This window comes from Thermodesulfobacteriota bacterium (assembly GCA_034189135.1).
Taxonomy (GTDB): domain Bacteria; phylum Desulfobacterota; class Desulfobacteria; order Desulfobacterales; family JAUWMJ01; genus JAUWMJ01.
The window spans coordinates 19,558-44,069 of sequence record JAXHVO010000051.1; the positions used below are offsets into that span (position 1 = coordinate 19,558).

Below are 24,512 nucleotides of genomic sequence, written 5' to 3' on the forward strand. Positions count from 1 at the left end.
AAGTGACTAAAGTTAAGGAATTCTGTCTATTTTATTTTTATTAAAAAGATGAAGCGAAGCGACACCACAACTTTAGGCACTCTCGTTCACTTTAGTCACTCTTATTTATTCAGGCAAAACCAATTATCTCTGCCCACGCCCAAAGGGCGTAGCTTTAAAAATTGAATAAAATCACAGCCATCATCCTTGCGGCAGGATTGTCATCCCGCATGGGAAGCTTCAAGCCTCTACTGCCTCTGATAGAAACGTCGCTAATCGAGCGGTTGATACAGCTTTTTCGATCAGCTGGCATCAACGACATCCGTGTGGTAGTCGGTCACCGGGCGGATGAGGTAACGCCGCTAATTGAAATGCTTGGCGTGCAAAGCATCGTGAACCGCAGCTATCACGATGGTATGTTCTCCTCGGTATTGACCGGGATTCAGAGTTTAACACTATCAACGTCCGGTTTTTTTATCCTACCGGTAGACGTTCCCCTTGTCCGGCGACAAACGCTGCTCGATCTTTTAAACGCATTTTTCCAAAGGAACGGGAAAATTTGTTATCCGACATTTCTGGGAGAACGAGGGCACCCGCCTCTGCTCTCCATGGCATTTGCCCAAAAAATCAAATGCTGGAGCGGGCATAACGGTCTCAGAGGGTTTCTGGCTCTTCATGAAAATGATGCGGCAGAAGTGCCAGTTGCCGATCAATATATTCTGAAAGACCTGGATACCCCTGTTGATTACCAGTGGATGGTAAAACGTATCAAACGATATGCTATTCCTACAGCCGCAGAATGCCGGGCTTTGATGACCAAACGCCTCATCGTCCCGGAAAGGGTGTTTGACCATTGCCGGGCCGTAGCCGGTGTGGCATTGTGCATAGGCAAGGCTCTGAAGGCTGCAGGCTGCAGGCTGGATCTCGGTTTAATCGTCTCGGCGGCCCTGGTTCATGACCTGGCCAGGGGGAAGCCGAACCATACCGCAGAAGGATCGCGTGTACTCAGGGAAATGGAATTTCCTCTCCTTGCAGACATAGTTGAAGTGCACATGGACTTATCCATAACTAATTGGGTCCCGATAACCGAAGCCGAAGTAGTCTTTCTGGCCGACAAACTGATCCAGGGGCATCATCGTGTGGATCTGTCGGAACGCTTTCAATCGAAGCTGACAAAATATGGCGGCGATCCTGTGATACGCGATCGGATCCTATCAAGAAAGAAAAATGCTTTTAAGGTTAAAAATCGCGTTGAAGCCTTCCTGGGCAAACAAATTGTCGAACTGTGGCCTGTATGCTCGAAAAAACCCACGAACATCCTGCGCCTTAATCATGACAGGGCCGAAGCGCCCCTTACACTGTCCTGACTTTCAGAAACATACTCATTTCAGCTAAAAAAGGTGTAAATCGTTTTTACGCTTTTTCCTTGAAATTAAAGCAAAATCTGATAATGATTAAGCAGGCTGCGTTTATAACAGAAGATATTTTCAATAGCAGGGAATATATATTACATATGCCGGTTGACAGCACTGCATTTCACATGCGTTCAAAGATGTGGATTGAAAATGAACAGGGAAAAGTTGTTTTCGGTCTCGGGCGGTATCGCATTCTGGATTCAATCCAGCGTCTTGGATCGCTGAATGCCGCCGCCCAGGAATTGAAAATGAGTTACCGGGCCATCTGGGGGCGAATCACCGCAACCGAGGACAGGATTGGAAAACCACTGCTGGTTCGAGGCAGCAGAGGCTCAAGCCTTACCCCACTGGCCGAATCCTTGCTGAAGCAATTTCGCAGGATGCGAACGATCGTGGAGGCCGAAGCGGATGAAGTTTTTAAAGATTTAATGGCAGCTTACCTGGATGGGTGAACCTTTGCTTCATTTACCGGATCATCAAGGGATGAGATAACGATCACCCGTTTCCGGTCAGATAATTTTCATCCAAAGTCCCGTGGACCACGGGAAGTGATTCCATATCCGGTGGTTTGAATCCAAAGACAATTTCAAGAAAAACCATGGTGATGCGAAAGGTTGCGCCCCATAGCTTTTCCACACGATCGTTATCTTTATGCAGAAAACAGGGAAAGTCTTTTACGATAGATTTTTTTTCGTTTTCTGGGTGGGTATTAATATTCAACCGATAACAGGCATAATTAGAATGCATCAGTAAATTTTTAAGCGGTATATAAACGACTTCTTCAACTTCCCAGTTCGGTGAAAAACGTTTTTGTCCGGAAACCCAGCCAACCATGGGATAAATGACCCTTTGAAACATGACCAGCTGTTGCGGCGGCAGGGGTCCTAAAAATTTTACGCCAAAAGGGTTCAACCGCATTTCTTCAAATCCTTCACGCAGGCTGGTGGCAAAAAGAAGTGCCAGTTTTCGGGCCTGTCGTTGTTTTTCTTTACGCCAATTATGCCACGAGGGCCAGTTTGACAGAGAAGATCCGGGCAGATATAACAGTTTTGCCAGAAAAGAATCCAGATAAGAAGATATGCTGCCGCCAGGGCAGCAAAGGTCTCCGGGCTGTTTGACCTTCAGAGATCTCTTGTTTAAAATCAGACATGGTTCAGGGGGAAAACGCTTTTTATCACTCATAAGACCGAGCAGAAACAATACCGCCGATGCACTCGATGAGTGGTTAATATCACCTGAATAAATACGCTTATCAGGGTTGTTTCCATGGAGTGCATCTATCACTTTGTTAATAAATACAAAGGGATCTCCAGAATCGTTCAACATTTCATCTAAATTATAAATAATCCACCTCGCTTATCGCTGACTTTAGGACCTACTTAACCCCGGAGATAATTTTTAGCAGTTGTTATAGTCACTCCAACCTATTGAATATCAGAGGAATAACTCTTCAGGATTCCATCCCGAGAGCGTTGTGAAAAGTTTCATGACCAAGGTGCAGCGGTTTTCCATACACCGACCTGCAGTACGCCGAGTTATGAAAAACCGCTGAAACGCAGTTGATGGGTTTTTTATGACGTCATGGCTGCGGCTATCCGATCACCGGTCTGTTTGATGGCATCCATATCTCCCGGTATAAGTTCCCATTCGGTCATTTTAAGTTTCGGGCTTCCGCTGACTCGGGGAATCAGGTGAAGATGATAGTGCATTACCACCTGGTTCACACCCTTTCCGTTGAGTTGGAGCACGGCAACCCCCGCCGGGTTGAATACCTCATTTATGGCATCGGCCACTTTTTTGGAAGCCATGTGAATGGCGGTAAGGTCTTTAGCTGAAATTTCCCATATGTTCTCTGCGTGCGCCTTTGGTATAATCAGGGTGTGACCATCTGAAATAGGGTTTACATCTTCAAATGCCAGCACGCGATCATCTTCATAGACTTTGAAACAGGGAATATCACCTTTAACAATTTTGCAAAAAATACAGTCTCCCATTTCATACCTCCTTTTTAAGTGTTAGAGGTTGTATTAAAAACGCCTTCTAAATTCATTCATTTGATGCTTCACTAGGAAAAGTCTCCTTCATCATGAATGTGCAAATCAGTGCTGCCAGTGAAGTCCCCAGCAAAATAAGCAAAAGTGTAGCATATGCATCGAGTGAATATCCTGTTGCTGATTTTGGATAGGCATCCAGAACTTTGCCAAGCGCGGGCATGAACACGGCCCCGCCTAAAAATGGAAACAGGTTTACCGTTCCGACAGAGGTGCCTGCAATCGCAACCGGGAAGAGCTCTTTGGTCATGGTAAATCCAATGGCCACAATGCATGAGGCGCAGATCGAAAACATAAAAAACAGAACGTACAGGACGGCATGGGGCAAGTCTGAGGGAAATATATTGAAAAATAATAGTATCAACACAAGACCTGAAGTGCAAAATACAAAGACTTTCTTTCGGCTTTTCAAAACCCTGTCCGATAAAAATCCCAAAATAGGGCTCCCCACAATCATTCCCCAGGCAATCATGCTGAGAACAGTCCCTGCCTCGGCCCGGGTCATGCCATATACATGCATGAGATAAGGCCCGCTCCAGAGAGCTCCGAAACCGAAAAAGATACCGCAGTCAAAAAAGTACCATACGGCGACCGGCCAGAAATATTTTTCAGCGACAACTTGTCGTGCGCCCTCCCATAACCCGATCTGATTGACCGGAGCCATCACCTCGCTTCCTTTACCATCAATTTGAGCCAGTGAAGGCAATCCCTTGTCTTCAGGACGATCCCGAATAATTAACCAGCCCAGGACCACAGCCGCAATTGTGCATACACCGATCAGCTCAAAAGATACCCGCCATCCAAACCAGGCAACCATCAGGGCCAGGAGCCAGGTGGCGGCAAGAACCCCCGCTCCCCCCACCGCATTGAGAATGCCGGCCATGAGGGCAAATTCATGAGCCCTGAACCACTGAGAAAGTATTTTCATGGCCGGAATGAAAACCATGGATACTCCCAAACCCACCATCACCCTTCCGGCATATGCAGTTTCAATGTTTGGAGCAAAACCAAATAAAATGCTCCCTGCAGAAGCGATGAGCAGAAAAAATGTCACAGTTTTTCTGGGCCCGATGGAGTCAGAGAGAAGTCCGGCAGGTAATTGCATCACCGCATAACAGTAGAAGTAGATAGAACCGAGCACACCGATTGCACTCGCGGTGGTTTGAAAATCTTTTACCAGATCATTCGCCACCACAGATAGAGACAAGCGGTGAAAGTAGACAAAAAAATAGGCCAGCGATAAAATAAAAAAAATCAACCAGCGGAATCGTAAGACGGATTTGGTTTTGTCTCTATTCATTTTCTAAACTATCCGGTACAGGTTCATTGTTTAGTCTCCTTGCGTAACATAAAACAGCGTTTAACGCTTTTTTGTAGAAGATGGATTTGAAGCTTTCTCCTGACCTGCCTTGTAAAGACAACGGTTGAAGTCAGCTTCGGTTTTCCCGGAGTACCATTGATTTGGGTTATATTTTACACTTATCACAGCCATACTTGGACTGCAAGGGTGCTCCTAACCCCCCTTAATCATCAGAAATTGAAACCCGGCGCCTCATCCGTTTTAGCTTGCTTCGATGCCGTTTTGCCGCCAGCAAACGTTCTTTTGAGGCTCTGGTTTGTCTGGTCTTAATACGTGATTTTGGTTTTTCCGATGCTTTGCGGATCAATTTAACCAGACGATCCATGGCATCCTGACGATTACGTTCCTGTTTCCGAAACCGTTTGGCTTCAATAACAAGCACTCCGTTTTCCGTCATTTTTTTTCCTGCAAGACCAACCAGGCGGGTACGAACCCCATCAGAAAGAGAAGGGGAGTTCTTTACATCCCATCGAAGTTGAACAGCCGTGGCCACCTTATTCACATTCTGACCTCCGGGGCCGGATGCTTTTATAAACTGAAACTTTATCTCATTTTTATCTAGTTTAATTGAGGGTGTGATGTCAATCATGACCGCAGCTTACATCATATCCATTTTTTCTTCAACAACAGCGGTTTGAAAAACTTTCCCGATCCCTGAATGAGTTATGTTGGTGAATTCGGCGTGCTTTTTGGAAAATTCGTTTTTTTTGAGACGGTCAACTTTTATTGAAAGAAAAAAGATTGAGTTAAAAAAAGAGTTGTATTATTTTATTTCTTTATTTATACACGTGCACTTTGTTTCTCGGTCATGTTCACTCGAACCCTTGACTCCCTGACTCCTTGAACCCTGATCAATCGACCCACTCCCCGGGAGATGATCAATAGCAAAAGGTATCCCCTATGAACGAAAAGAAATTACTGGTAGTGGATGATGATACGGCTTACCTGAATGTTCTGGAAAAGATATTTTCTAAGATGGATTATACGGCTGAATTTACCGGCAGTTCTAAAGAGGCGCTGGAAATTTTAACCAAAGAGCATTTTCCCCTTATCATCACAGATTTAGATATGCCAGGTCTCGATGGGGTTGAGTTGTGCAAGCAAATAAAAAAAATTGACCCTAAGTCCATCGTTTACGCTTTATCCGGATACATTGTAGAATATGATGCGGAGAATCTTGAAAAGTCCGGGTTTGATGGCTACCTTTCCAAGCCGGCTAAAATTGAAGTGCTTCAACAGGCGATAGAAGGTGCCTTTGACAAAATTGAAGAAAACCAATAAGGGTTCACAGGAACCAGGGTAAGTACCGGATGGCGTTGTAGAAAGGCTCATATACCCCCGCTAAAAATCAGCGGGATAAAAAGGCGTAGCATTTTTTCAGGGACGAGACTATACACATAGTATGTCGAGTTTCTGAAAAAAAGCTACAACGCAGTAGGTGCGCCTTTCTACAACGCCATCAGTATTTTGAGTCCGCATATTCCATCCATCCCCCGGCTTTAACAAGCGCACGGTCGAAATCAGAAAGCGAATAAAATATCGTTTCTTCTTTTCCCTCCGTCGAAATGGTGATTTTACTTTCTTCAAAGTCTGTTTCCACCACAGTTTCTCTTCCGCCAAAAACGGTAAATATATGATCAATGGATTCGGCAGGCAATTCAACAGCCATCATTCCACAGTTAAACATGTTTTGTCGAAAAATTCTGGCAAAGCTGATTCCGATGACCAAATGGATGCCATTTGCTTCAAGGGCCCAGGGGGCATGTTCTCTGGAGGACCCGCAGCCAAAATTCGCACGGGTAATAATGACGGTTTTGCCTGTTATGTCCCGCCCGGGAATGAATTCTTCCAGGTTAAGATCCTCCAGCAGATGTGGCTTTAAGGCCTGTTTTGAAATTTCCGTCAGATATTTTGCCGGAATGATTTCGTCCGTATTGATATCCGATCGGTCGAGAAAGAGTACCGGTCCTGCAAAATTTTTCACTGTGTTATCCCTGGTAAATCTTGGAATTTGTTATTTGTCCGGCAATGGCCGAAGCGGCTGCGGTGGCAGGGCTCATCAAATGTACCATACCGCCTTTACCCATTCGTCCGTTGAAGTTTCGGTTGGTGGTTGACGCGCAGACTTCGCCGTCTGCAAGCACACCGTTGCTCATTCCAAGACAGGCCCCGCAAGTCGGGTTGGTCACACAAAATCCTGCATCCATGAAAATCTTGATGATTCCTTGTTCAAGAGCCTGACTGTAAATGTCGGGTGTGGCCGGGGATACAATCCCACGAACCAGATTACTTATTTTGTTACCTTTAAGAATCTTTGCGGCAACCCGAAGGTCCTCCAACCTGCCGTTGGTGCAGGAACCGATGTAAACCTGGTCTATGGCGGTCCCTTTCATCTCGTCTACCGGCTTTACCAGATCCGGCTTGTAGCCGAAAGTGACTTGGGGCTTAAGGTTATTTATATCGTGCTCGATGATATCATCATACACCGCATCAGAATCCGGAGCAAACATTTGATACGTTTCCAGAGCGGCTTCTTTGGTGGTGTATTCTTGTTGTATGAATTTCCAGAGATAATCGACGGTGCGCATATCTGGGCTGCATATACCACTGGTGGCCCCTGCTTCAACGGCCATATTGCAAAGGGTCATTCTGCCTTCCATGTTCATGTGATCCACCACCGGCCCTGAAAATTCGATAATCTTATTGGTTGCACCGTTTACACCGATACGTCCGATAATTGAAAGAATCACATCTTTTGCATATACGCCCTCAGGCAGTCTGCCGGTAATGTTGATTTTAACGGTTACCGGTGTGTGAAATGCACATACACCTTTAAGAATCCCCACTTCAAGATCCGTTGTTCCCACACCGGCGGCAAAAGCGCCGAATGCCCCGTGGGTGCATGTGTGCGAATCCCCCATGATGATGGTAAATCCCGGTCTGACAAAGCCTTTTTCAGGGAAAATAGCATGACACACGCCGTTTCTTCCAATGTCAAAAAAATCTTTTATATCATGGCGGTGGGCCCATTCCCTGAGAATTTTTCCCTGCATGGCCGTATTTGAATCTTTTGCCGGGCTCACATGGTCTATGACCGCCTTTATTTTAGAAGGATCAAATACCCTGTCCTTGCCTTTGTCCAACAGGCTGTTAATCGCAATCGGTGTGGTTATCTCGTGGCAAAACACGGCATCCAACTTTAACACATGGATATTTTCCGCCGGACGGTCCACCCGGTGTGACTGGAAAATTTTTTCAGCAATTGTTTGTCCCATAAAAGCTCCAGATTAGATGGTAAACTATGTTATTAACCCGACAACGTAACTTTCAAGCCCTGTTTAGCAGCAGCTTTATTTTGTGTAACGCGTAATCGTTACGGGTTGCGCGTTTCGGGTTACGGGGTATAAAAAAGGAGTATTTACGATTAACAACGCGCAACTCGTAACCCGAAACACTTGCGTGATCACAAAAAGAACAAGTTTAAAAAACCGTTTTATGGGTAGCGATAAATGTTGTTGTAAGGTTAATCCGTATCGGTTTTCAGTACGGATAAAAAAGCCGACTGGGGGATCATCACCTGCCCCACCATCTTCATCCGTTTTTTCCCTTTTTTCTGTTTTTCCAAGAGCTTGCGTTTTCTTGTTATATCACCGCCGTAGCACTTTGCCGTCACATCCTTTCTAAATGGCGACACCGTTTTTCTGGCGATAATGGTGCCGCCGATGGCTCCCTGTATGGCTATTTTAAACATCTGCTTGGGAATTTCATCTCTCAGTTTTTGACAGGCCAATCTCGCCCGCTCAACAGCCCTTTCTCGGTGAACCAGTTGGGACAGGGCATCTACACGGTCTCCGTTTATCAAAATATCAAGCTTTACCAGATCTGTTTCTCGGTAATCTTTTAAATCATAGTCAAAGGATCCGTATCCTTGGGTAACGGATTTGAGTTTATCGTAGAAATCATAAATAACTTCAGCCAGAGGAAGCTCAAATATCATTTCCAGGCGGCTGTTGGTGAGATACTGGTAATTTTTATTGATTCCGCGGCGATCCAGACAAAGTTTCATTACCGCACCCATATAGCGGTCCGGGACAATGATTGAGGCACGGATAAACGGCTCCTGGGTACTTTCAATCCCACTGGGATCCGGGTATAAAGCAGGGTTGTCTATGGTCAACTCCGATCCGTCATCCATAAGGATTTTATAGCGTACCGACGGCGCGGTGAGGATCAGGGAAAGACCATATTCACGTTCAAGCCGTTCCTGAACCACCTCAAGATGTAAAAGACCCAGGAAACCGCAGCGGAACCCAAAACCAAGGGCAACGGATGTATCTTTTTCATAAATCAGCGATGCATCGTTTAATTTAAGCTTTTCCAGGCCGATGACAAGTTCCTCATATCCATCAGAGGCAACAGGATAAATCGATGAAAAAACAACGGGTTTGGCTTCCTTAAATCCAGGCATCGGCGTTTCACAGGGTCGGTTTTTTAGGGTGATGGTATCTCCGCACCGGGTATCGCTGACCGTTTTTATGCCTGCGATTAAATAGCCCACCTGGCCGGCAGAAAGCTCCTGTTGAGGCATGCGGTCAATCTGAAATATCCCCACCTCCTCCACTTTGTAAGCCGCCTGGTTGGACATAAATATAATTGTATCGCCGGCTTTTATTTTCCCCTGAAATATTCTAAAATGAACAACCGTTCCCCGGTAAGGGTCATAGTGGGAATCAAAAATCAGCGCTCGAAGTGAGTCTTCTGTGTTTATTTCAGGGGCCGGCAGCTTGGTGACTATCGCTTCCAGCACATCCTCGATACCGGTTCCTTCTTTAGCTGATACCAGGATAGCCGTGGCGGAATCAAGCCCCAGGTCTTCTTCGATCTGCTTTTTGATCCTTTCAATATCCGCCGACGGGAGGTCGATTTTGTTTATCACCGGAACAATTTCAAGGTCGTGTTCCAAGGCAAGATAAAGATTTGCCAGGGTTTGGGCTTCCACACCCTGGCTGGCATCTATTAGAAGCAGTGCTCCTTCACAGGAAGCCAGTGCCCGTGAAACTTCGTAAGTAAAGTCAACGTGGCCAGGGGTGTCAATCAGGTTTAGAGAGTACGGATGGCCATCTGTTGCAGTATAAGGCAGACAAACGGTCTGGCTCTTTATGGTGATGCCCCTTTCACGTTCAATATCCATGGTGTCAAGGATTTGATTCTGAAAATCACGGTCAGACACAATATGGGTGGCTTGAATAAGTCGATCAGACAGGGTGGATTTGCCATGATCGATGTGTGCAATAATACTGAAATTTCTTATATTTTTCATTTAATTTTTATTCTCACTAAAAAATGAAAGGTAAAACCTGTTCAGGACAAGGAGGAAAAACTCATAGCTGGTAAGCCAAAAAGGATTTTGTGGTTGTGGGAAATTAACAGCCGATCATTTTCTCCAGGAATTATAGACGCAAACAAAAGTCGGTTGACACAATCCATGTTTTCAGCTATATTAATAACTTAGTAATAAAATCATTTTTATCAAATTGTTTTGCCTGATGTCAAGCTTGTAATAAATCGAAAAATAGCTGAGAAATAATCAACCATGAATGTAGATATTTTAATTGTGGATGACGACTCCAGTGTCAGAAATCCCATGAGCGAATTTGTCAGGCTATCCGGGTACAATTCCTTCGAGGCGTCAAGTGCAGAAGAAGCCATTGATATTTTAAAGACAAACACCATACAGGTGGTCATCACCGACATCATGCTACCTGAAATGAGCGGGTTTGAGCTAACCGAGCTTATCATAAAAGAATATGACAGTGATGTGATCATTATCACCGGCTATAGTGACATTTATTCTTACGAAGAAGCAATCAAAGCGGGAGCAAGTGATTTTATCATTAAACCGGTTCGCTTCGAAGAACTGTTGCTTAGGTTGCAAAAAGTTTTATCAGAAAGAGAACTGGCAAAAGATCGTGTCCGGATGATGGAAAAATTGCAGAAGCTTGCCATCACCGATGGGCTTACCAAACTCCACAATTCAAGATCTTTTTACAGTCAGCTCGAAGTGGAAGTGGACAGGAACAACCGTTACAAACGCTCACTTGCATTAATGCTTATGGATATCGATCATTTCAAGAAGTACAATGACACTTATGGCCACCTTGAAGGAGATAAGGCGCTGGTTAAAATTGCTCAGACAATCAAATCGTGTCTGAGAAAGCTGGATAGTGCCTATAGGTACGGCGGTGAAGAATTTACTGTGATTCTGCCTGAAACAAGCTGTGAAGAAGCGCATACGGTTGCGCAGAGGATTAAATCGGCTTTAAATGCTGAAAATTTTACGCCTCAAGAGGCAAAAGAAGGAAACATAACCATCAGTATTGGGGTGACGGAATATTACCCGGGTGAACAACTGTCGGAGTTTATACAGCGGGCGGACAAGGCCATGTATAAGTCAAAAGAAAAAGGACGGAATAAAGTCACCACACTGACCGCAGAAGAACTTTTATGATTTAATCATCACCTTTAAAAACAAATCCCCTTTCAGGCCATCCGTGGTCATCCTGCCAAGCCCTTTTAAGCGAAGCTTGGTATTTTCTTTTATACCGGGCGGAATAGAAACCCTGACAAGTCTTTTGTGGAATCCCCATGGGATGTTCACCATCTTATGGGTACCTGCCAGGGCCTCAAAAGGTGTAATTGCAATCGTGCCGTAAAGATGAGAGTCGTTACCCGGTGCGACAGGACGGATCACCTGCAGGCGGTGTGTCTTTCTCTTTGCGGTTACCGGGCGCATTTTTTTCGTCACCCCTGCGGACGGTATCAAGAGAAAAAGTTTCAGAAAAATTATTCCAAAAACAAATCCGCCGATATGGGCCCACCATGCAATACCGCTCACATCTCCGTGGCTCCCCGCAGCATTCAAGAACTGAAGGATAAACCAGAACCCGAGAAAAAAATAAGCAGGTATCTCAATAAACCAGGGGATAAATATAATGGGGATTAAAGTTAAGATTTTCGATTTGGGGTGGAGGATAAAATATGCCCCCATGATACCTGCAATCGCGCCACTTGCTCCGATAGTGGGAATATTGGAATGTAAATTTAGTAACAGATGGGAGAGGCCGGAGGCCGTACCACAAAGGAGGTAAAACCCGAGGTATCGCAAAGGACCCAGGCGATCCTCTACATTATCACCGAATATATATAGAAACCACATGTTCCCCAGGAGATGCAGGAATCCTCCGTGCAAAAACATAAAGGAAACGATGGAAAAAAGCTGCTGACCCGTTGAAAAATAAGCGGCGATTTGATAGACGGAATATCGGGCGGGAACCAGGCCGTAGATATAGATAAAGCGGTCCAGCCCCGGCCCCTGCATCAGTTGTAACAAAAATACGACCACATTGATGCCGATGATTGTATTATTGATAACCGGGTGGTTTCTGGTAGAAATGGTATCGCGGATAGGAATCATCTGGGCTTACCGGTTATTTGTCGGTTGATTTGGTTGGTTTGATCCGCATGCTTATATCCATGCTTCTGGCAGAATGGGTGAAGGCCCCCACTGAGATAAGATCCACACCGGTATCTGCCAGGCGGAGAAAATTGTCTTTGGTAACCCCCCCCGAAACTTCAACGATGGCGCGACTGCCGATCAATACGATCGATTCTTTGATTTGTTTAACGCTCATATTGTCCAGCATGATCACATCCGCACCGGCATCGATGGCTTTCTTTACTTCATCCAGGTTGGATACTTCTACTTCTATCTTCACCAGATGTGATATTTTGCTGCGGATACGTTCCACCGAAGCGGTTATTCCGCCGCCGGCAGCGATATGATTGTCCTTGATAAGAACCCCGTCGTAAAGCCCCATGCGATGATTAAAAGCCCCCCCAACGCGGACGGCATATTTTTCTAAACAGCGTAGACCCGGGGTGGTCTTGCGTGTATCCACCAGACGAACGGTATTCTTTTTCAGCTTGTCTACATAAAAACGTACATTGGTGGCAATACCGGAAAGTCTTTGCAGGAAATTCAAAGCGGTCCGCTCACCTTTGAGCAGGGCACCAAGCGTGCCGCTGACCTGAAAGATGGTGTCGCCCTTTTTCACCGTATCGCCATCCTTGAACTCGGAATTATAAACGATTTGGGGATCAAGGCGCTGAAAAACGCTTTTGGCCACCTCAAGTCCGGCAATCACCAGGCTTTCTTTTGCAATGGTCACACCGACACCCTCAAGCTCAGGGCCAACCAGATTGTCGGTGGTAATATCGGCCGGACCGATATCCTCTTTAAGTGCGATTTCGATTAAATCATCTATAGAATGCATGTCTAATACTACGGGCAAAAAGAGCCCCTCTCTAAGTTGGCCTCTAACCAGGGTTAAGCGCTTTTATCCTATCCAGGTTCGACTGCAACTTCTGCTGCTTTTCCAGCAGATGCATTTTTTTATCTTGCACCTTTTGTACCACCTCTTCCGGTGCTTTTCCCAGGAATTTCTCGTTTTTCAGTTTGTTTAAAACAGGGACCAGTTCATTGGTCAGCTTGGTAATTGCTTTTTCTAGACGGTGGGTTTCTTTGGCAAAATCTATAATTCCTTCCAGGGAGACAAACAGGGTGGCGCCCTCTATCACCGAGGTGGCTACCCGTTCCGGCTTTTCCCCGGAAGGCTCAACCCGAAGAGTCGTCAGCCCGGCAAGGTTGATAATGATATCTTGATGTTGATGGATCGTTTCTCTGATTTTTTCGTCGTCTGACTGTATGGAAACATCCAGGGACATGGAGGGGGAGATGTTCATTTCGCCCCTGATATTCCTTATTCCGGTGATTACCTGCATAACCGTTCCCATTTTTGCTTCGGCGGCTGAATTTCGATTAATGTTTGCAGCATCGGAATGGTCCGGAGGAAAAATTGCCCGCATAATGGAGCCGTCGGTACCCGGCAGTTTATTAAATATTTCCTCGGTGACAAAAGGAATAAACGGATGCAGCAAAACAAGTGTATCGTGCAACACCCGCCAAAGTACACTCAAGGTTTTCTTTCTGTTATGCTCACCTTCATTGCCGTAAAGTACAGGCTTAATCGCTTCAAGATACCAGTCACAAAACTCATGCCAGACAAACTTGTACAGCGCTCCGGCTGCCTCATTAAATCGGTAACTTTCTATGGCTTGGGAAGTCTTGGTCGCCACATGGTTGAGTCTGGACAAAATCCATTGGTCCGGAAGAGATAACCCATTGTATTCGATGGAGTGGTGACTGTGATCAATATGCATCAGGGCAAAACGCGCCGCATTCCACAGTTTATTGACAAAATGGCGGTATCCTTCCACCCGCTTTTCGGACATCTTGATATCCCTGCCCTGGGCGGCAAAAGCGGCCAGGGTGAACCGGAAGGCATCCGTACCGTACTTTTCAATGATGGTTAACGGGTCGATGACGTTTCCCTTTGACTTGCTCATCTTTTTGCCATGCTCATCACGAACCAGAGCGTGCACATAAACATCCTTAAAAGGGACATCCCCCATGAAATGGATTCCCATCATCATCATGCGGGCCACCCAGAAGAAAAGGATATCAAAGCCGGTAACGAGTACGGATGTGGGATAAAAAATTTTTAGCAGCGGTGTTTTTTCAGGCCAGCCCATGGTAGAGAAGGGCCAAAGGGCGGAGCTGAACCATGTGTCGAGCACATCTGTTTCCTGCAACAGGTTTTTGCCTCCACATGCAGCGCATTTTTTTGGTGTATCCAGCGCAACCACCATTTCTCCGCACTCCTGGCAGGTCCAGGCCGGTATCTGATGCCCCCACCAAATCTGCCGGGAAATACACCAGTCCCTGATATTATTCATCCAGTCAAAATAGGTGTTTTCCCAGATTGAGGGAATAATTTTTGTTTTTCCTTCCTTTACCGCGGCGATTGCCTTTTCCGCAAGGGGCGCTGCTTTCACAAACCACTGTTTGGACAGATTCGGTTCAACCACGGTCCTGCACCGGTAGCAGTGCCCGACGCTGTGTTTATACGGCTCTATCTTCTCAAGAAGACTCTCTTTTTGAAGCTCTTCAATCACCTTTTCTCTGCATGCAAAACGATCAAGGCCTTCGAACTTTCCGGCTTCAGCAGTCATCATGCCGTCGTCTCCAATCACCTTGATGCTGGGCAGATCATGGCGGGTGCCTATTTCAAAGTCGTTGGGGTCGTGTGCCGGTGTAATTTTCAGTGCTCCGGTTCCAAAGGACATGTCCACATATTTATCTTTAATCAGGGGGATCCGCCGGTTCATCAAAGGAAGAATTACACCTTCGTCGGCGGTTTGCGGATATCGCTCATCATCCGGGTGTATGGCAACTGCTGTATCTCCGAGCATTGTTTCAGGCCGGGTGGTTGCCACCACAATGCCGCCTTTTACGTCAGCATATGGATATCGTATATAATAAAGATTTCCATCAATTTCTTCATGCTCAACCTCAAGATCTGCCAGAGCGGTGTGACAGCGATGGCACCAGTTAATAATATAGTGACCGCGATAGATAAGGCCTTCTTCGTACAGCTGTACAAAAACCTTGCGCACGGCCTTGGACAGCCCTTCATCCATGGTAAAGCGTTCACGGGCCCAGTCACATGAAGCGCCGAGATGTTTGAGCTGGTTAATAATGGCACTGCCGTATTCCTTGCGCCACTCCCATACGGCCTCAATAAACTTTTCCCGTCCCAGCTGATGTCGATCCGTTCCCTGCTGGGAAAGATGTTTTTCCACCACATTCTGGGTGGCAATGCCGGCATGGTCGGTTCCCGGCATCCACAGGACATTATTTCCCCGCAGCCTCTGATAGCGGCAGAGAATATCCTGCATGGTATTATTAAGTGCATGGCCCATGTGAAGTACTCCGGTAACGTTGGGCGGAGGGATCACGATAGAATAGCAGTTTTCATGGCGATCTTCACTGGCGGCAAACAATCCCTGCTCTTCCCAGAATGCATACCAGCGTTTTTCCACGTCATGGGGTTCATAACCCTTGTCAAGCAGATTGGAACTCATGAATAAAAACTCCTTTTTACTTTTCACTTCCCCGGAAGAAAAAGCCGTCGGGCTTCCACCGGGCAGGCTGATTTTTAGGGAAATTGCAATCAACCCAATGCGTCAATAAATTGAAAGCGGGGATTATCAAATAATCCCCGCTCTGTATCCTGATTTTAAATTAGCGAAATATTCCGATGGGAAATCACACGGGTAAAAATGACTGCAAAATTACTCATCATCGGTTGTATCTTCAAGCAGAAGGGTTTTAAGCCTTTGGATTTCTATGGACACTTTTTTTTCAATCACATCAGCAAGTACGCGCTCAATCTTTTCAGCATATATCTTATGGACCACTTTTTCAACCGCCCCTTCAATCATCTCAGCGGATATTGATTCAGGGTCAACCACAGCATCCTTTGTCTTTAAATCTTCTGGTGGCAAATCGGCAAAATCGTCTTCCTGGACCAAGCCAAAACCGGTTTTTATGCCCGAAGAAATGTCTTCAGCTTCTACGGGTTCTTCTTTAACTGGTGTTGAATCCGCAGAATCAACTTCCTGGTCTAAGTCAAAGCCGGTTTCCATGTCCTCAGAAACATCTTCAAACTCCATGGATTCTTCTTGTTTGGCTTGAGATGCATCCTCAGAATCAACTTGCTGGTCTAAGCCAAAGTCGGTTTCCATGTCCGCAGAAACGTCTTCAAACTCCATGGATTCTTCTTGTTTGGCTTGAAGTGCATCCTCAGAATCAACTTCCTGGTCTAAGTCAGAGTCAGTTTCCATGTCCTCAGAAATGTCTTCAAACTCCATGGATTCTTCTTGTTTGGCTTGAAGTGCATCCTCAGAATCAACTTCCTGGTCTAAGTCAGAGCCGGTTTCCATGTCCTCAGAAATGTCTTCAAGCTCCATGGATTCTTCTTGTTTGGCTTGAGATGCATCCTCAGAATCAACTTGCTGGTCTAAGCCAAAGTCGGTTTCCATGTCCGCAGAAACGTCTTCAAACTCCATGGATTCTTCTTGTTTGGCTTGAAGTGCATCCGCAGAATCAACTTCCTGGTCTAAGTCAAAGTCGGTTTTCATGTCCTCAGAAATGTCTTCAAACTCTAGTATTTCTTCTTCGCTAACAGGCCCTTCATCCAAATCTTCGCCGTCTAATTCCTCCAATTCAATCATTTCTTCATCAAAGCTCGAATCGAGATTTGCGCCTGGATCATCTTCTACTGAATCGGCAAGTTCAGGACTTCCCGTTTCACTTCCGAGCTCGGTAGATTTAAAAACATCTTCATCTTCCACGGGAGTATCATCGGTCATATCTTCAACTTCTTCCTCAAAAGAATTCTCAACCGTAAGGTCTTGTGGTTCAAAAGCCGTTTCTTCAAGCTCAACGGGTTTTTCGTCTTTAGCCGGTTCTTCATCCAATAACTCGGTTGGCTCGTCATCCATAGACGATACTTCTGGTGGTGAAAACTCAACAGTCTCTGCCAATGGTTCGTCATCAAATTCAATATTGATTTCTCCATCCAGATCATCACTGTCCAATTCGTCCAGTACAATGGTCTCTTCATCAGCGTCCGAATCGAGGTCTGTGCTTTGATCATTTTCTGTTGAAGCGGAAAGTTCTAAACGGTCCGTTTCGCTTCCGAGCTCGGTAGATTTGAAAATATCTTCGTCTTCCACGGGGGTCTCATCGGCCACAGGTTCATCTTCTTCCTCGAAAGAAGTCTCAACCGCAGGGGTTTCCGGTTCAAAAGCCGTTTCTTCAAGCTCAACGGTTTCTTCAACAGTGTCAGAAAGCTCAGGCTTTTTTTCAGCTTCCTCAGCCGGCGCTTCAGTAACATGCCCCGTCCCTGAGATTTCTTCAACTTCCGCAGAAGATGGGTCCGGCATACTGTCAAGCTCCATAATTTCATCTTCGTCTATAAAGAGTTCCTCGTCCGCATTGTTAAATTCTAAACCGTTTTCATCCTGCGGGGCATTGTCTTCTACTGTGTCAGTGATATCAATAATATCATCATCTTCAGATGGAGGCGTGTCGACCGTGTCAGTCACATCTATAATATCATCATCTGAAGGGGTATCGGCCATTTCGGTCAAATCCAGAATGTCTTCGTTTTCCGTTGGAGAAGTATCGGTAGGCTCCGATTGCTTTTCTGCTTCTTTCTCATCAGGTTTATCCGGCACTTCATTCTTAAGTTCAATAATTTCTTCATCCAACGGATCATCCAGTTGAATGATATTTTCTTTTTCTTCCATGTTAACCCTCATTTGGTAGAAATAAGTATTGGGTTTGCCAAAAATTAAGTTCCAGATCCGTATAATGGAAATTCTTGATTATTATGTAATTTTATCACAGGGTATGATATGTGTCAACATAATTGGCTTTGATCGGATTTTGAGGATTTCAGGGTTCAAGGGGGCAGGGGCTCGAGTAACCCTCTGCAGAAGAGGCGGAAACAATATGAGATACTTCTTTATCAAGCAATCGGATCTTGCAGGCTCAAAAGCGGTGGTCAAAGGTTCTGATGCCCACCACATTAAAAACGTACTGCGCCTCAAGCCGGGCGATAAGATCGGCCTTTTTGACGGTACGGGCCTCAACCATGAGACCAGGATTCTCAGTGTATTACCCAAGAGTATAGAAGTCTCGATCATTCGCAGTTTTTCCTCCAACACCGAATCCAACGTAAACATCACGGTTGCCCAGGCCCTGTTAAAAGACAGAAAAATGGACTTGCTGGTCAGGCAGCTTACGGAGCTTGGAATCACCCAATGGATACCTTTTATCGCCACGAGATCCATTCCCCGACCGGATCAAAAACGCCTTGCTGCACGAAACCAAAGGTGGGGAAAAATTGCAACAGAAGCGGTAAAACAGTGTAAAAGATGCCGTTCGCCGGAAATCGGTGCAACCGTCTCCTTTGAAGAGGTGCTGAGTGTTGGGAAAGAAAGTGACCTCAAAATCGTCTTCTGGGAAGAAGAATCAAAGCCGGTGGATAAAGATCTTCTGGTGTCTAATCCAAATCCTCTTGAACAAATATTTATCCTGCTGGGGCCCGAAGGTGGTTTTACATCAAAGGAGGTGGAAAGCGCCAAAGCCAGCGGTTTTATTACCGCAGCCCTCGGTCCGCGCATTTTGCGTGCCGAAACAGCCACCCTAGCCGCATGCACTATGCTGCAATATCTTTTTGGTGATATGGGCAAATAAATCTTGACAAAATTTCAGGACTTCTATAGGGAAAGCAAGCTATCGTTGGTTGTGCCGAGGTAGCTCAGTCGGTAGAGCAGGGGACTGAAAATCCCCGTGTCGGCAGTTCGATTCTGTCCCTCGGCACCAGAAAGAAAACAGCCACTTACGCTAAAAAGCGGAGTGGCTTTTTTCATTTTTGGCTAAAGAATGGCTATTTCAAATTTTAAAATTCATCTACTACATTTAATTCTACTCCAATGCCCTCTGTGTTTTGCCAGATAACCGCCCCTAAGCGTTTTGAATCTTTTGCTTTTGAATATGGAAGTGCCAACTTAAGCGTTTCTCCAACAGAATATTTATCCTTGGTTTTTACAAAAAGACCGGATGTACTGTAATTTTTTACTTCCCCCTCGTAAAGCTGCTTCTCATTAGAAAAAAAAATAGAGCCCTCAAAAGGTATTCTTTGCTCTTTTCTCAATTCTTTTTTTATCTTCACAACTTTCTCCTTTATTTTTGTTTTAAACAGATATTGCCAATCTATTCAGTATGACCATATCACAATATGCAGCTAAAGTCAAGTAATAAACCACTATATGTTGTAGTTCATCCAGGACAACAAAACTTGCGATATCTCCAAACAGTAGATATCAGTTGCAAAAATTCCGATGATATTCGATTTAAATCACAGTTTACAATTATTTAACAAACCGAGCGTTCCCGATGTAAGCTTTAGACAGGCAAAGCGTATCTGATAAAAATCCATTGTACTATATAAGATGAATATCTCAGTATATCACAGGTTGTGTCGTCTGATGTTTTTGAGATAATGGCTGATATTAGGGCAAATTGGGAAATGTTCTCCTAATATGCAACAGTTCAGCCAGGCAGTTTGCAGTGCATGCATCAAATAAAGCGGTACCATCCAGCAACCCTGTCAACCCCAACCTTTTTGGCCCCGATTTTGTGACCAGCAGACTGAAAGGGGCTAAAAAAAAGGCGGCGTTTCAGATTGTATTGAAACGCCGCCCTCATATATTGCCAATAGCCTTCGTGAGCGTTCAAAACATCCTTCCATTGGTGTGGTGATTATCGTTTCCTGATCATCTACACTTCACCAGCTCTCGAAGACGTTTATGCTGCGATCAGGCAAGGTCGAAGCGGTCAAGGTTCATGACCTTGTTCCACGCCGCTATAAAATCATTTAAAAATTTATCCTGGGAGTCCTCACAGCCATAGACTTCCGCCAAGGCCCGGAGCTGGGAGTTCGAACCGAAGATGAGGTCGACACGGGTGCCGGTCCACTTGAGTTCGCCGCTGTTGCGATCATGCCCCTCGAACACGTCTTCGTCTTTCGAGGTTGCCTTCCACTCCGTGCTCATGTCGAGCAGGTTCACGAAGAAGTCATTGGTTAGCGTCTCCGGCTGCTTGGTGAAGACGCCGTGCCGGGACTGCCCGAAGTTGGTGTTCAGAACACGCATGCCGCCAATGAGAACCGTCATCTCGGGAGCGGTCAGTGTCAACAGTTGCGCACGATCGACCAGCATTTCCTCTGCAGAAACGGCGTATTTTTTCTTTTGGTAGTTGCGGAACCCATCTGCAGTCGGTTCAAGTACATGGAATGAGGTCACGTCGGTTTGCTCTTGCGACGCATCGGTGCGTCCCGGAGTGAAAGGAACGGTCACATCGTGACCGGCATTCTTGGCAGCCTGCTCCACGCCTGCGCATCCACCCAGGACAATCAGATCGGCCAGCGAAACCTTCTTCGCGCCTGACTGCCCGCTGTCGAATGCCTTTTGGATTTCCTCAAGGGCCTGAAGAACAGTTGCAAGTTGCCCAGGCTGGTTGACTTCCCAATCCTTTTGCGGCGCAAGACGAATGCGGGCCCCGTTTGCCCCGCCACGCTTGTCGGAACCGCGGAACGTGGAAGCCGATGCCCAAGCGGTCGAGACCAGCTGGGAAACAGAGATGCCCGAGTTTAGGATCGTGCCTTTGAGGTCTGCGATGTCCTGCGCGTCGATGAGCTCATGGTCGACAGCGGGCACCGGGTCCTGCCAGATCAGTTCTTCTTGCGGAACCTCGGCACCGAGGTAACGCGAGCGGGGACCCATGTCCCGGTGGGTCAGCTTGAACCATGCTCGGGCGAAGGCATCCGCGAATTCCTCGGGGTTCTTCAGGTAACCCCGTGCAATCGGCTCGTAAATCGGGTCGAAGCGCAGGGAGAGGTCTGCCGTGGTCATCATCGGCCGGTGCTTCTTCGACGGGTCGTGCGCGTCAACCACCATGTCCTCATCGTCCACGTCCTTGGCCAGCCACTGATTCGCCCCGGCCGGGCTCTTGACCAGCTCCCACTCGTATTTGAACAGCACTTTCAGATAGCCCATGTCCCATTTGGTCGGGTTCGGTTTCCATGCGCCCTCGATGCCGCTGCTGATCGTGTCGCCGCCTTTGCCGCTGCCGAAACCGCTCTTCCAGCCGAGACCCTGCTCTTCGATGCCGGCGGCTTCAGGCTCGGGCCCAACATGTTCCGCATCCCCGGCGCCATGACACTTGCCGAAGGTATGCCCGCCGGCAACGAGCGCAACGGTCTCTTCGTCGTTCATGGCCATGCGTGCGAATGTCTCGCGGACGTCATGTCCGGAGGCGACCGGATCCGGGTTGCCGTCCGGGCCTTCCGGGTTTACGTAGATCAGGCCCATCTGCACAGCGGCGAGGGGATTTTCCAGATCCCGGTCGCCGCTGTAGCGGCTTTTGGGCTTGTCGCTGGTAGCCAGCCATTCCTCTTCGGCACCCCAGTAGACATCCTCTTCCGGCTCCCAGATGTCCTCGCGCCCTCCGGCAAAACCGAAGGTCGGCAAGCCCATTGATTCGATGGCGCAATTGCCGGCAAGGATCATCAGGTCGGCCCAGGATATTTTTCGGCCGTATTTCTGCTTGATGGGCCAGAGCAGGCGGCGCGCCTTGTCGAGGTTCACGTTGTCCGGCCAGCTGTTAAGCGGTGCAAATCGCTGGTTTCCAGAACCCCCTCCACCGCGGCCGTCGCCCATGCGATAGGTGCCTGCGCTGTGCCACGCCATCCGGATGAAAAGTCCCCCGTAGTGACCGTAATCGGCCGGCCACCAGTCCTGCGAGTCGGTCATCAGGGCGTAGAGGTCCTTTTTCACCGCCGCCAGGTCGAGTTTTTTGAATTCTTCAGTGTAGTTGAACGCCTCATCCATTGGATTGCTCTTGTGCGAGTGCTGATGCAAAATCCTGAGGTTCAACTGGTTTGGCCACCAGTCCAGATTCGACGTGCCACCGCCGGCAATGGGTTTGCCTGTCCTGCCCGTTACCGGGCATTTGCTGTCTTCATTCATAAGATTACCTCCTTTCGTTGTGTAAACGTATGCACCGTAATGCTACGGATATCGTGCTTCGGTGCTTATTTACCTGGTTAACTTAAGCGGACTTATTAATTGATTCTGATAAGAATGGGAGATTTGAAGAACCGTAAGAAGAACGGCGCGAATTTTTTGAGCGAAAAATTTTGAGCCGGCTGTGATTATTTTTCAATTATGAGCGACAGAGCAGCTGCATTCTTGGTCAGCCTTTTCATTTCTGACGTGTGGACCTCCTCATTCATTTGATTATTAAATAAAAAGTATTATACAATAACAATTATCATTTAGTGTTAAAAAAATATATTAGACTTTCTCTGACCTACAATTGCTGCATATACCGAAAAAGTCCAAGCGATGATTGAGAATTTTAAAATCGGTCTCTAGCGCAACCTCTTTTTCCATTTCAGGCAGACTATGCAGGTGTGGGTCGATAATTTTTTTACACTTGATACAGATGACGTGTGGATGAGGGTTGGGCTTGTTTCCATCATATCGGTTACTCCCATCGGGAAACCCTAATTCAAGAACTTCACCTAATGATTTAATTAATATAATATTTTTATATACAGTGGCAAGGCTCATGGTGGGAAATTCATTTTTTATCTGGTCATGAATATTTTCCACACTGGGATGGCCTTCACTTTTCGCCAGAACTTTGGCGATAGCCAGCCGCTGGGGTGTTATCTTGTGTCCATTATCCCTTAATTTCTGAATGATGATTTCAAATCTTTTTTTAGGGTCTGCCAACTAAAGCCTCTTTAAGTTAAATAATAATTATTTTCAGCTAACATTAATTTTCTTTTATGTCAACCTTTTTTTTAGTTGTTTACATATGATAAATCAATTGTTAATTTGTATTAATTTCAATTAGTTAAATAATGGAATGATTTTTAGGTGGCAAAATTTTTAACCGGGTTGCGCAACCCGTCAACCTCCGGTTATCAGCGATAGGATGATCTAAAAAATATGCTGGCTTTTTCATTGTAAATACGGTATCATACATTTGAGCGATTTAATTCTTTTGTTTTTATGCGTATTAAATTTTCGTGAAGCATATACAAAACTTACCTTTTAAACCAATATCCTTTTTTTAAACAGTGCTTGAATATCAAAACTATGAACAAGGCAGATGAAACATGCAGACCTGATGATGAAGATACAGAGGATCTTGAGTTAGAGGAGATTTTCGGCGGGCCCTCCCAAAAACAAAAGGATCAACAGGAATGCTATTTAATTATTGTTTATGGCGATGATGCCGGCAAAATATATCCTTTAGATAAAAAGGTCATTACAATCGGCAGGAGTGATGAGTTTGATATTCAGATTTCAGATTCCAGTTGTTCAAGGGAGCATTCAATCATTCAGTTTAATAATAGCAATAAGCCTGTCTTAAAAGACTTGAACAGCACCAACGGGACATTTGTGAACGGATCGCAAATCACGAAAATAAATCTTGAAGATGGGGATAAGATTATGTTTGGTGTTTCCTCAGTATTCAAGTTTGCGATACAGGATTCTCTTGAAGCCAAATTCCAGAAGAAACTGTATGAATCTTCTGTAAATGATCATCTGACAGGCGCATTCAACAAAAAATACTTCATCGATACATTGAATAAAGAGTTCGGTTACTCTTTAAGACACCACAGCAGCCTTGGCCTGCTAATGCTGGATATAGATTTTTTTAAAGAGATCAACGATACGTATGGCCATCTTGCTGGCGATATTGTTCTGATAGAGGTTGTTAAAAAAATCAAAAACAATTTGAGAAATGAAGACATTCTCTGCAGATATGGCGGAGATGAATTTGCCGTTATTTTTAGGAATTTTAAATCCGGCTTTGTTAAAGCCACTGCAGAAAGAATCCGGCTTTTTTTTGATGGAAGATTGATAAACATTAAAAATCACGAGTTCAATATATCGGTCAGCATAGGCACGGCAACAATAGGTAACAAAAACATCGCAACGCCTGAAGATATGATAGAACTTGCTGACGCCAATCTCTATAAGGCAAAACAGTCCGGCGGGAACTGTGTTGTCATTTAACCGGGGTGGGGGTTGGGGTGCGAAACTTGAGTTATAAGATTCTATTTATCCATTGGTAGTTCGGGGTATAATGTTGAG

20 protein-coding genes and 1 tRNA gene are annotated in these 24,512 nt (G+C 45.8%); 7 read left to right on the plus strand and 14 right to left on the minus strand.

What is annotated here, in order from left to right; all coding sequences use genetic code 11:
• Positions 1-161: 161 nt before the first annotated feature.
• Positions 162-1,346, plus strand: a complete 1,185-nt coding sequence (locus tag SWH54_07215; GenBank protein ID MDY6791040.1) for an NTP transferase domain-containing protein — start codon at positions 162-164, stop codon at positions 1,344-1,346.
• An 83-nt stretch (positions 1,347-1,429) separates the two neighbouring features.
• Complete coding sequence (locus tag SWH54_07220; protein ID MDY6791041.1) at positions 1,430-1,846, plus strand: LysR family transcriptional regulator; 417 nt, start codon at positions 1,430-1,432, stop codon at positions 1,844-1,846.
• Between the two features lie 43 nt (positions 1,847-1,889).
• Here SWH54_07220 and SWH54_07225 read toward each other — a convergent pair whose 3' ends face one another.
• From SWH54_07225 to arfB, 4 genes are all read right to left on the minus strand, one after another.
• Positions 1,890-2,720: a CoA pyrophosphatase gene (locus SWH54_07225; protein MDY6791042.1), complete on the minus strand. Its 831-nt coding sequence runs from the start codon at positions 2,718-2,720 to the stop codon at positions 1,890-1,892.
• A gap of 245 nt (positions 2,721-2,965) precedes the next feature.
• A complete protein-coding gene (locus SWH54_07230) occupies positions 2,966-3,388 on the minus strand; it encodes an HIT family protein (GenBank protein ID MDY6791043.1) in 423 nt (140 codons plus the stop codon).
• A 52-nt stretch (positions 3,389-3,440) separates the two neighbouring features.
• The gene (locus SWH54_07235) at positions 3,441-4,745 is read right to left on the minus strand and encodes an MFS transporter (protein ID MDY6791044.1); all 1,305 of its coding nucleotides are present in this window, start codon (positions 4,743-4,745) and stop codon (positions 3,441-3,443) included.
• 223 nt (positions 4,746-4,968) lie between these two features.
• Positions 4,969-5,394, minus strand: coding sequence for an alternative ribosome rescue aminoacyl-tRNA hydrolase ArfB (gene arfB, locus SWH54_07240; protein ID MDY6791045.1), 426 nt, complete (start codon positions 5,392-5,394; stop codon positions 4,969-4,971).
• Between the two features lie 311 nt (positions 5,395-5,705).
• Here arfB and SWH54_07245 point away from each other — a divergent pair, with 311 nt between their 5' ends.
• Complete coding sequence (locus SWH54_07245) at positions 5,706-6,086, plus strand: response regulator (protein MDY6791046.1); 381 nt, start codon at positions 5,706-5,708, stop codon at positions 6,084-6,086.
• Between the two features lie 178 nt (positions 6,087-6,264).
• Here SWH54_07245 and SWH54_07250 read toward each other — a convergent pair whose 3' ends face one another.
• The 3 genes from SWH54_07250 to lepA all read right to left on the minus strand — a co-directional run bounded on the left by SWH54_07250 (position 6,265) and on the right by lepA (position 10,125).
• A complete protein-coding gene (locus SWH54_07250) occupies positions 6,265-6,789 on the minus strand; it encodes a 3-isopropylmalate dehydratase small subunit (protein ID MDY6791047.1) in 525 nt (174 codons plus the stop codon).
• 4 nt (positions 6,790-6,793) lie between these two features.
• Positions 6,794-8,080, minus strand: a complete 1,287-nt coding sequence (locus SWH54_07255) for a 3-isopropylmalate dehydratase large subunit (protein MDY6791048.1) — start codon at positions 8,078-8,080, stop codon at positions 6,794-6,796.
• A gap of 248 nt (positions 8,081-8,328) precedes the next feature.
• On the minus strand, positions 8,329-10,125 hold the full coding sequence (lepA, locus tag SWH54_07260) for a translation elongation factor 4 (protein ID MDY6791049.1): 1,797 nt from the start codon (positions 10,123-10,125) through the stop codon (positions 8,329-8,331).
• Between the two features lie 273 nt (positions 10,126-10,398).
• Here lepA and SWH54_07265 point away from each other — a divergent pair, with 273 nt between their 5' ends.
• Positions 10,399-11,313, plus strand: coding sequence for a diguanylate cyclase (locus tag SWH54_07265; protein ID MDY6791050.1), 915 nt, complete (start codon positions 10,399-10,401; stop codon positions 11,311-11,313).
• Here the strand turns inward: SWH54_07265 and SWH54_07270 are convergent.
• The 4 genes from SWH54_07270 to SWH54_07285 all read right to left on the minus strand — a co-directional run bounded on the left by SWH54_07270 (position 11,308) and on the right by SWH54_07285 (position 18,080).
• A complete protein-coding gene (locus SWH54_07270) occupies positions 11,308-12,279 on the minus strand; it encodes a rhomboid family intramembrane serine protease (protein ID MDY6791051.1) in 972 nt (323 codons plus the stop codon). The genes SWH54_07265 and SWH54_07270 overlap by 6 nt on opposite strands.
• A gap of 13 nt (positions 12,280-12,292) precedes the next feature.
• The gene (gene nadC, locus SWH54_07275) at positions 12,293-13,138 is read right to left on the minus strand and encodes a carboxylating nicotinate-nucleotide diphosphorylase (GenBank protein ID MDY6791052.1); all 846 of its coding nucleotides are present in this window, start codon (positions 13,136-13,138) and stop codon (positions 12,293-12,295) included.
• 43 nt (positions 13,139-13,181) lie between these two features.
• Positions 13,182-15,848 (minus strand): valine--tRNA ligase, encoded by a 2,667-nt coding sequence (locus SWH54_07280; GenBank protein ID MDY6791053.1) that lies wholly within the window; start codon positions 15,846-15,848, stop codon positions 13,182-13,184.
• Positions 15,849-16,058: 210 nt separating this feature from the next.
• Positions 16,059-18,080 (minus strand): hypothetical protein, encoded by a 2,022-nt coding sequence (locus tag SWH54_07285; GenBank protein ID MDY6791054.1) that lies wholly within the window; start codon positions 18,078-18,080, stop codon positions 16,059-16,061.
• 205 nt (positions 18,081-18,285) lie between these two features.
• On the opposite strand from SWH54_07285, the gene SWH54_07290 reads away from it, so the two are divergent.
• The gene (locus SWH54_07290; GenBank protein MDY6791055.1) at positions 18,286-19,032 is read left to right on the plus strand and encodes a 16S rRNA (uracil(1498)-N(3))-methyltransferase; all 747 of its coding nucleotides are present in this window, start codon (positions 18,286-18,288) and stop codon (positions 19,030-19,032) included.
• A 53-nt stretch (positions 19,033-19,085) separates the two neighbouring features.
• Positions 19,086-19,161 (plus strand) — tRNA-Phe (locus SWH54_07295).
• A 76-nt stretch (positions 19,162-19,237) separates the two neighbouring features.
• On the opposite strand, the gene SWH54_07300 is transcribed toward SWH54_07295, so the two are convergent.
• From SWH54_07300 to SWH54_07310, 3 genes are all read right to left on the minus strand, one after another.
• Entirely contained in the window at positions 19,238-19,510 is a 273-nt protein-coding gene (locus tag SWH54_07300) for a PilZ domain-containing protein (GenBank protein ID MDY6791056.1), read from the minus strand.
• Positions 19,511-20,156: 646 nt separating this feature from the next.
• Positions 20,157-22,367 (minus strand): catalase/peroxidase HPI, encoded by a 2,211-nt coding sequence (katG, locus tag SWH54_07305; GenBank protein MDY6791057.1) that lies wholly within the window; start codon positions 22,365-22,367, stop codon positions 20,157-20,159.
• A gap of 327 nt (positions 22,368-22,694) precedes the next feature.
• Entirely contained in the window at positions 22,695-23,138 is a 444-nt protein-coding gene (locus SWH54_07310; protein MDY6791058.1) for a transcriptional repressor, read from the minus strand.
• 369 nt (positions 23,139-23,507) lie between these two features.
• On the opposite strand from SWH54_07310, the gene SWH54_07315 reads away from it, so the two are divergent.
• Positions 23,508-24,434, plus strand: a complete 927-nt coding sequence (locus SWH54_07315; GenBank protein ID MDY6791059.1) for a GGDEF domain-containing protein — start codon at positions 23,508-23,510, stop codon at positions 24,432-24,434.
• Positions 24,435-24,512 lie beyond the last annotated feature (78 nt).

Bases quoted from the DNA above. Each gene is read 5' to 3' on its own strand.
- SWH54_07230 (MDY6791043.1), bottom strand. From the start codon at position 3,388: ATGGGAGACTGTATTTTTTGCAAAATTGTTAAAGGTGATATTCCCTGT.
- SWH54_07225 (MDY6791042.1), bottom strand. From the start codon at position 2,720: ATGTTGAACGATTCTGGAGATCCCTTTGTATTTATTAACAAAGTGATA.
- SWH54_07290 (MDY6791055.1), top strand. From the start codon at position 18,286: ATGAGATACTTCTTTATCAAGCAATCGGATCTTGCAGGCTCAAAAGCG.
- lepA (MDY6791049.1), bottom strand. From the start codon at position 10,125: ATGAAAAATATAAGAAATTTCAGTATTATTGCACACATCGATCATGGC.
- SWH54_07235 (MDY6791044.1), bottom strand. From the start codon at position 4,745: ATGAATAGAGACAAAACCAAATCCGTCTTACGATTCCGCTGGTTGATT.
- SWH54_07315 (MDY6791059.1), top strand. From the start codon at position 23,508: ATGAACAAGGCAGATGAAACATGCAGACCTGATGATGAAGATACAGAG.
- nadC (MDY6791052.1), bottom strand. From the start codon at position 13,138: ATGCATTCTATAGATGATTTAATCGAAATCGCACTTAAAGAGGATATC.
- SWH54_07265 (MDY6791050.1), top strand. From the start codon at position 10,399: ATGAATGTAGATATTTTAATTGTGGATGACGACTCCAGTGTCAGAAAT.
- katG (MDY6791057.1), bottom strand. From the start codon at position 22,367: ATGAATGAAGACAGCAAATGCCCGGTAACGGGCAGGACAGGCAAACCC.
- SWH54_07220 (MDY6791041.1), top strand. From the start codon at position 1,430: ATGATTAAGCAGGCTGCGTTTATAACAGAAGATATTTTCAATAGCAGG.
- SWH54_07245 (MDY6791046.1), top strand. From the start codon at position 5,706: ATGAACGAAAAGAAATTACTGGTAGTGGATGATGATACGGCTTACCTG.
- SWH54_07270 (MDY6791051.1), bottom strand. From the start codon at position 12,279: ATGATTCCTATCCGCGATACCATTTCTACCAGAAACCACCCGGTTATC.
- SWH54_07285 (MDY6791054.1), bottom strand. From the start codon at position 18,080: ATGGAAGAAAAAGAAAATATCATTCAACTGGATGATCCGTTGGATGAA.
- SWH54_07280 (MDY6791053.1), bottom strand. From the start codon at position 15,848: ATGAGTTCCAATCTGCTTGACAAGGGTTATGAACCCCATGACGTGGAA.
- arfB (MDY6791045.1), bottom strand. From the start codon at position 5,394: ATGATTGACATCACACCCTCAATTAAACTAGATAAAAATGAGATAAAG.
- SWH54_07255 (MDY6791048.1), bottom strand. From the start codon at position 8,080: ATGGGACAAACAATTGCTGAAAAAATTTTCCAGTCACACCGGGTGGAC.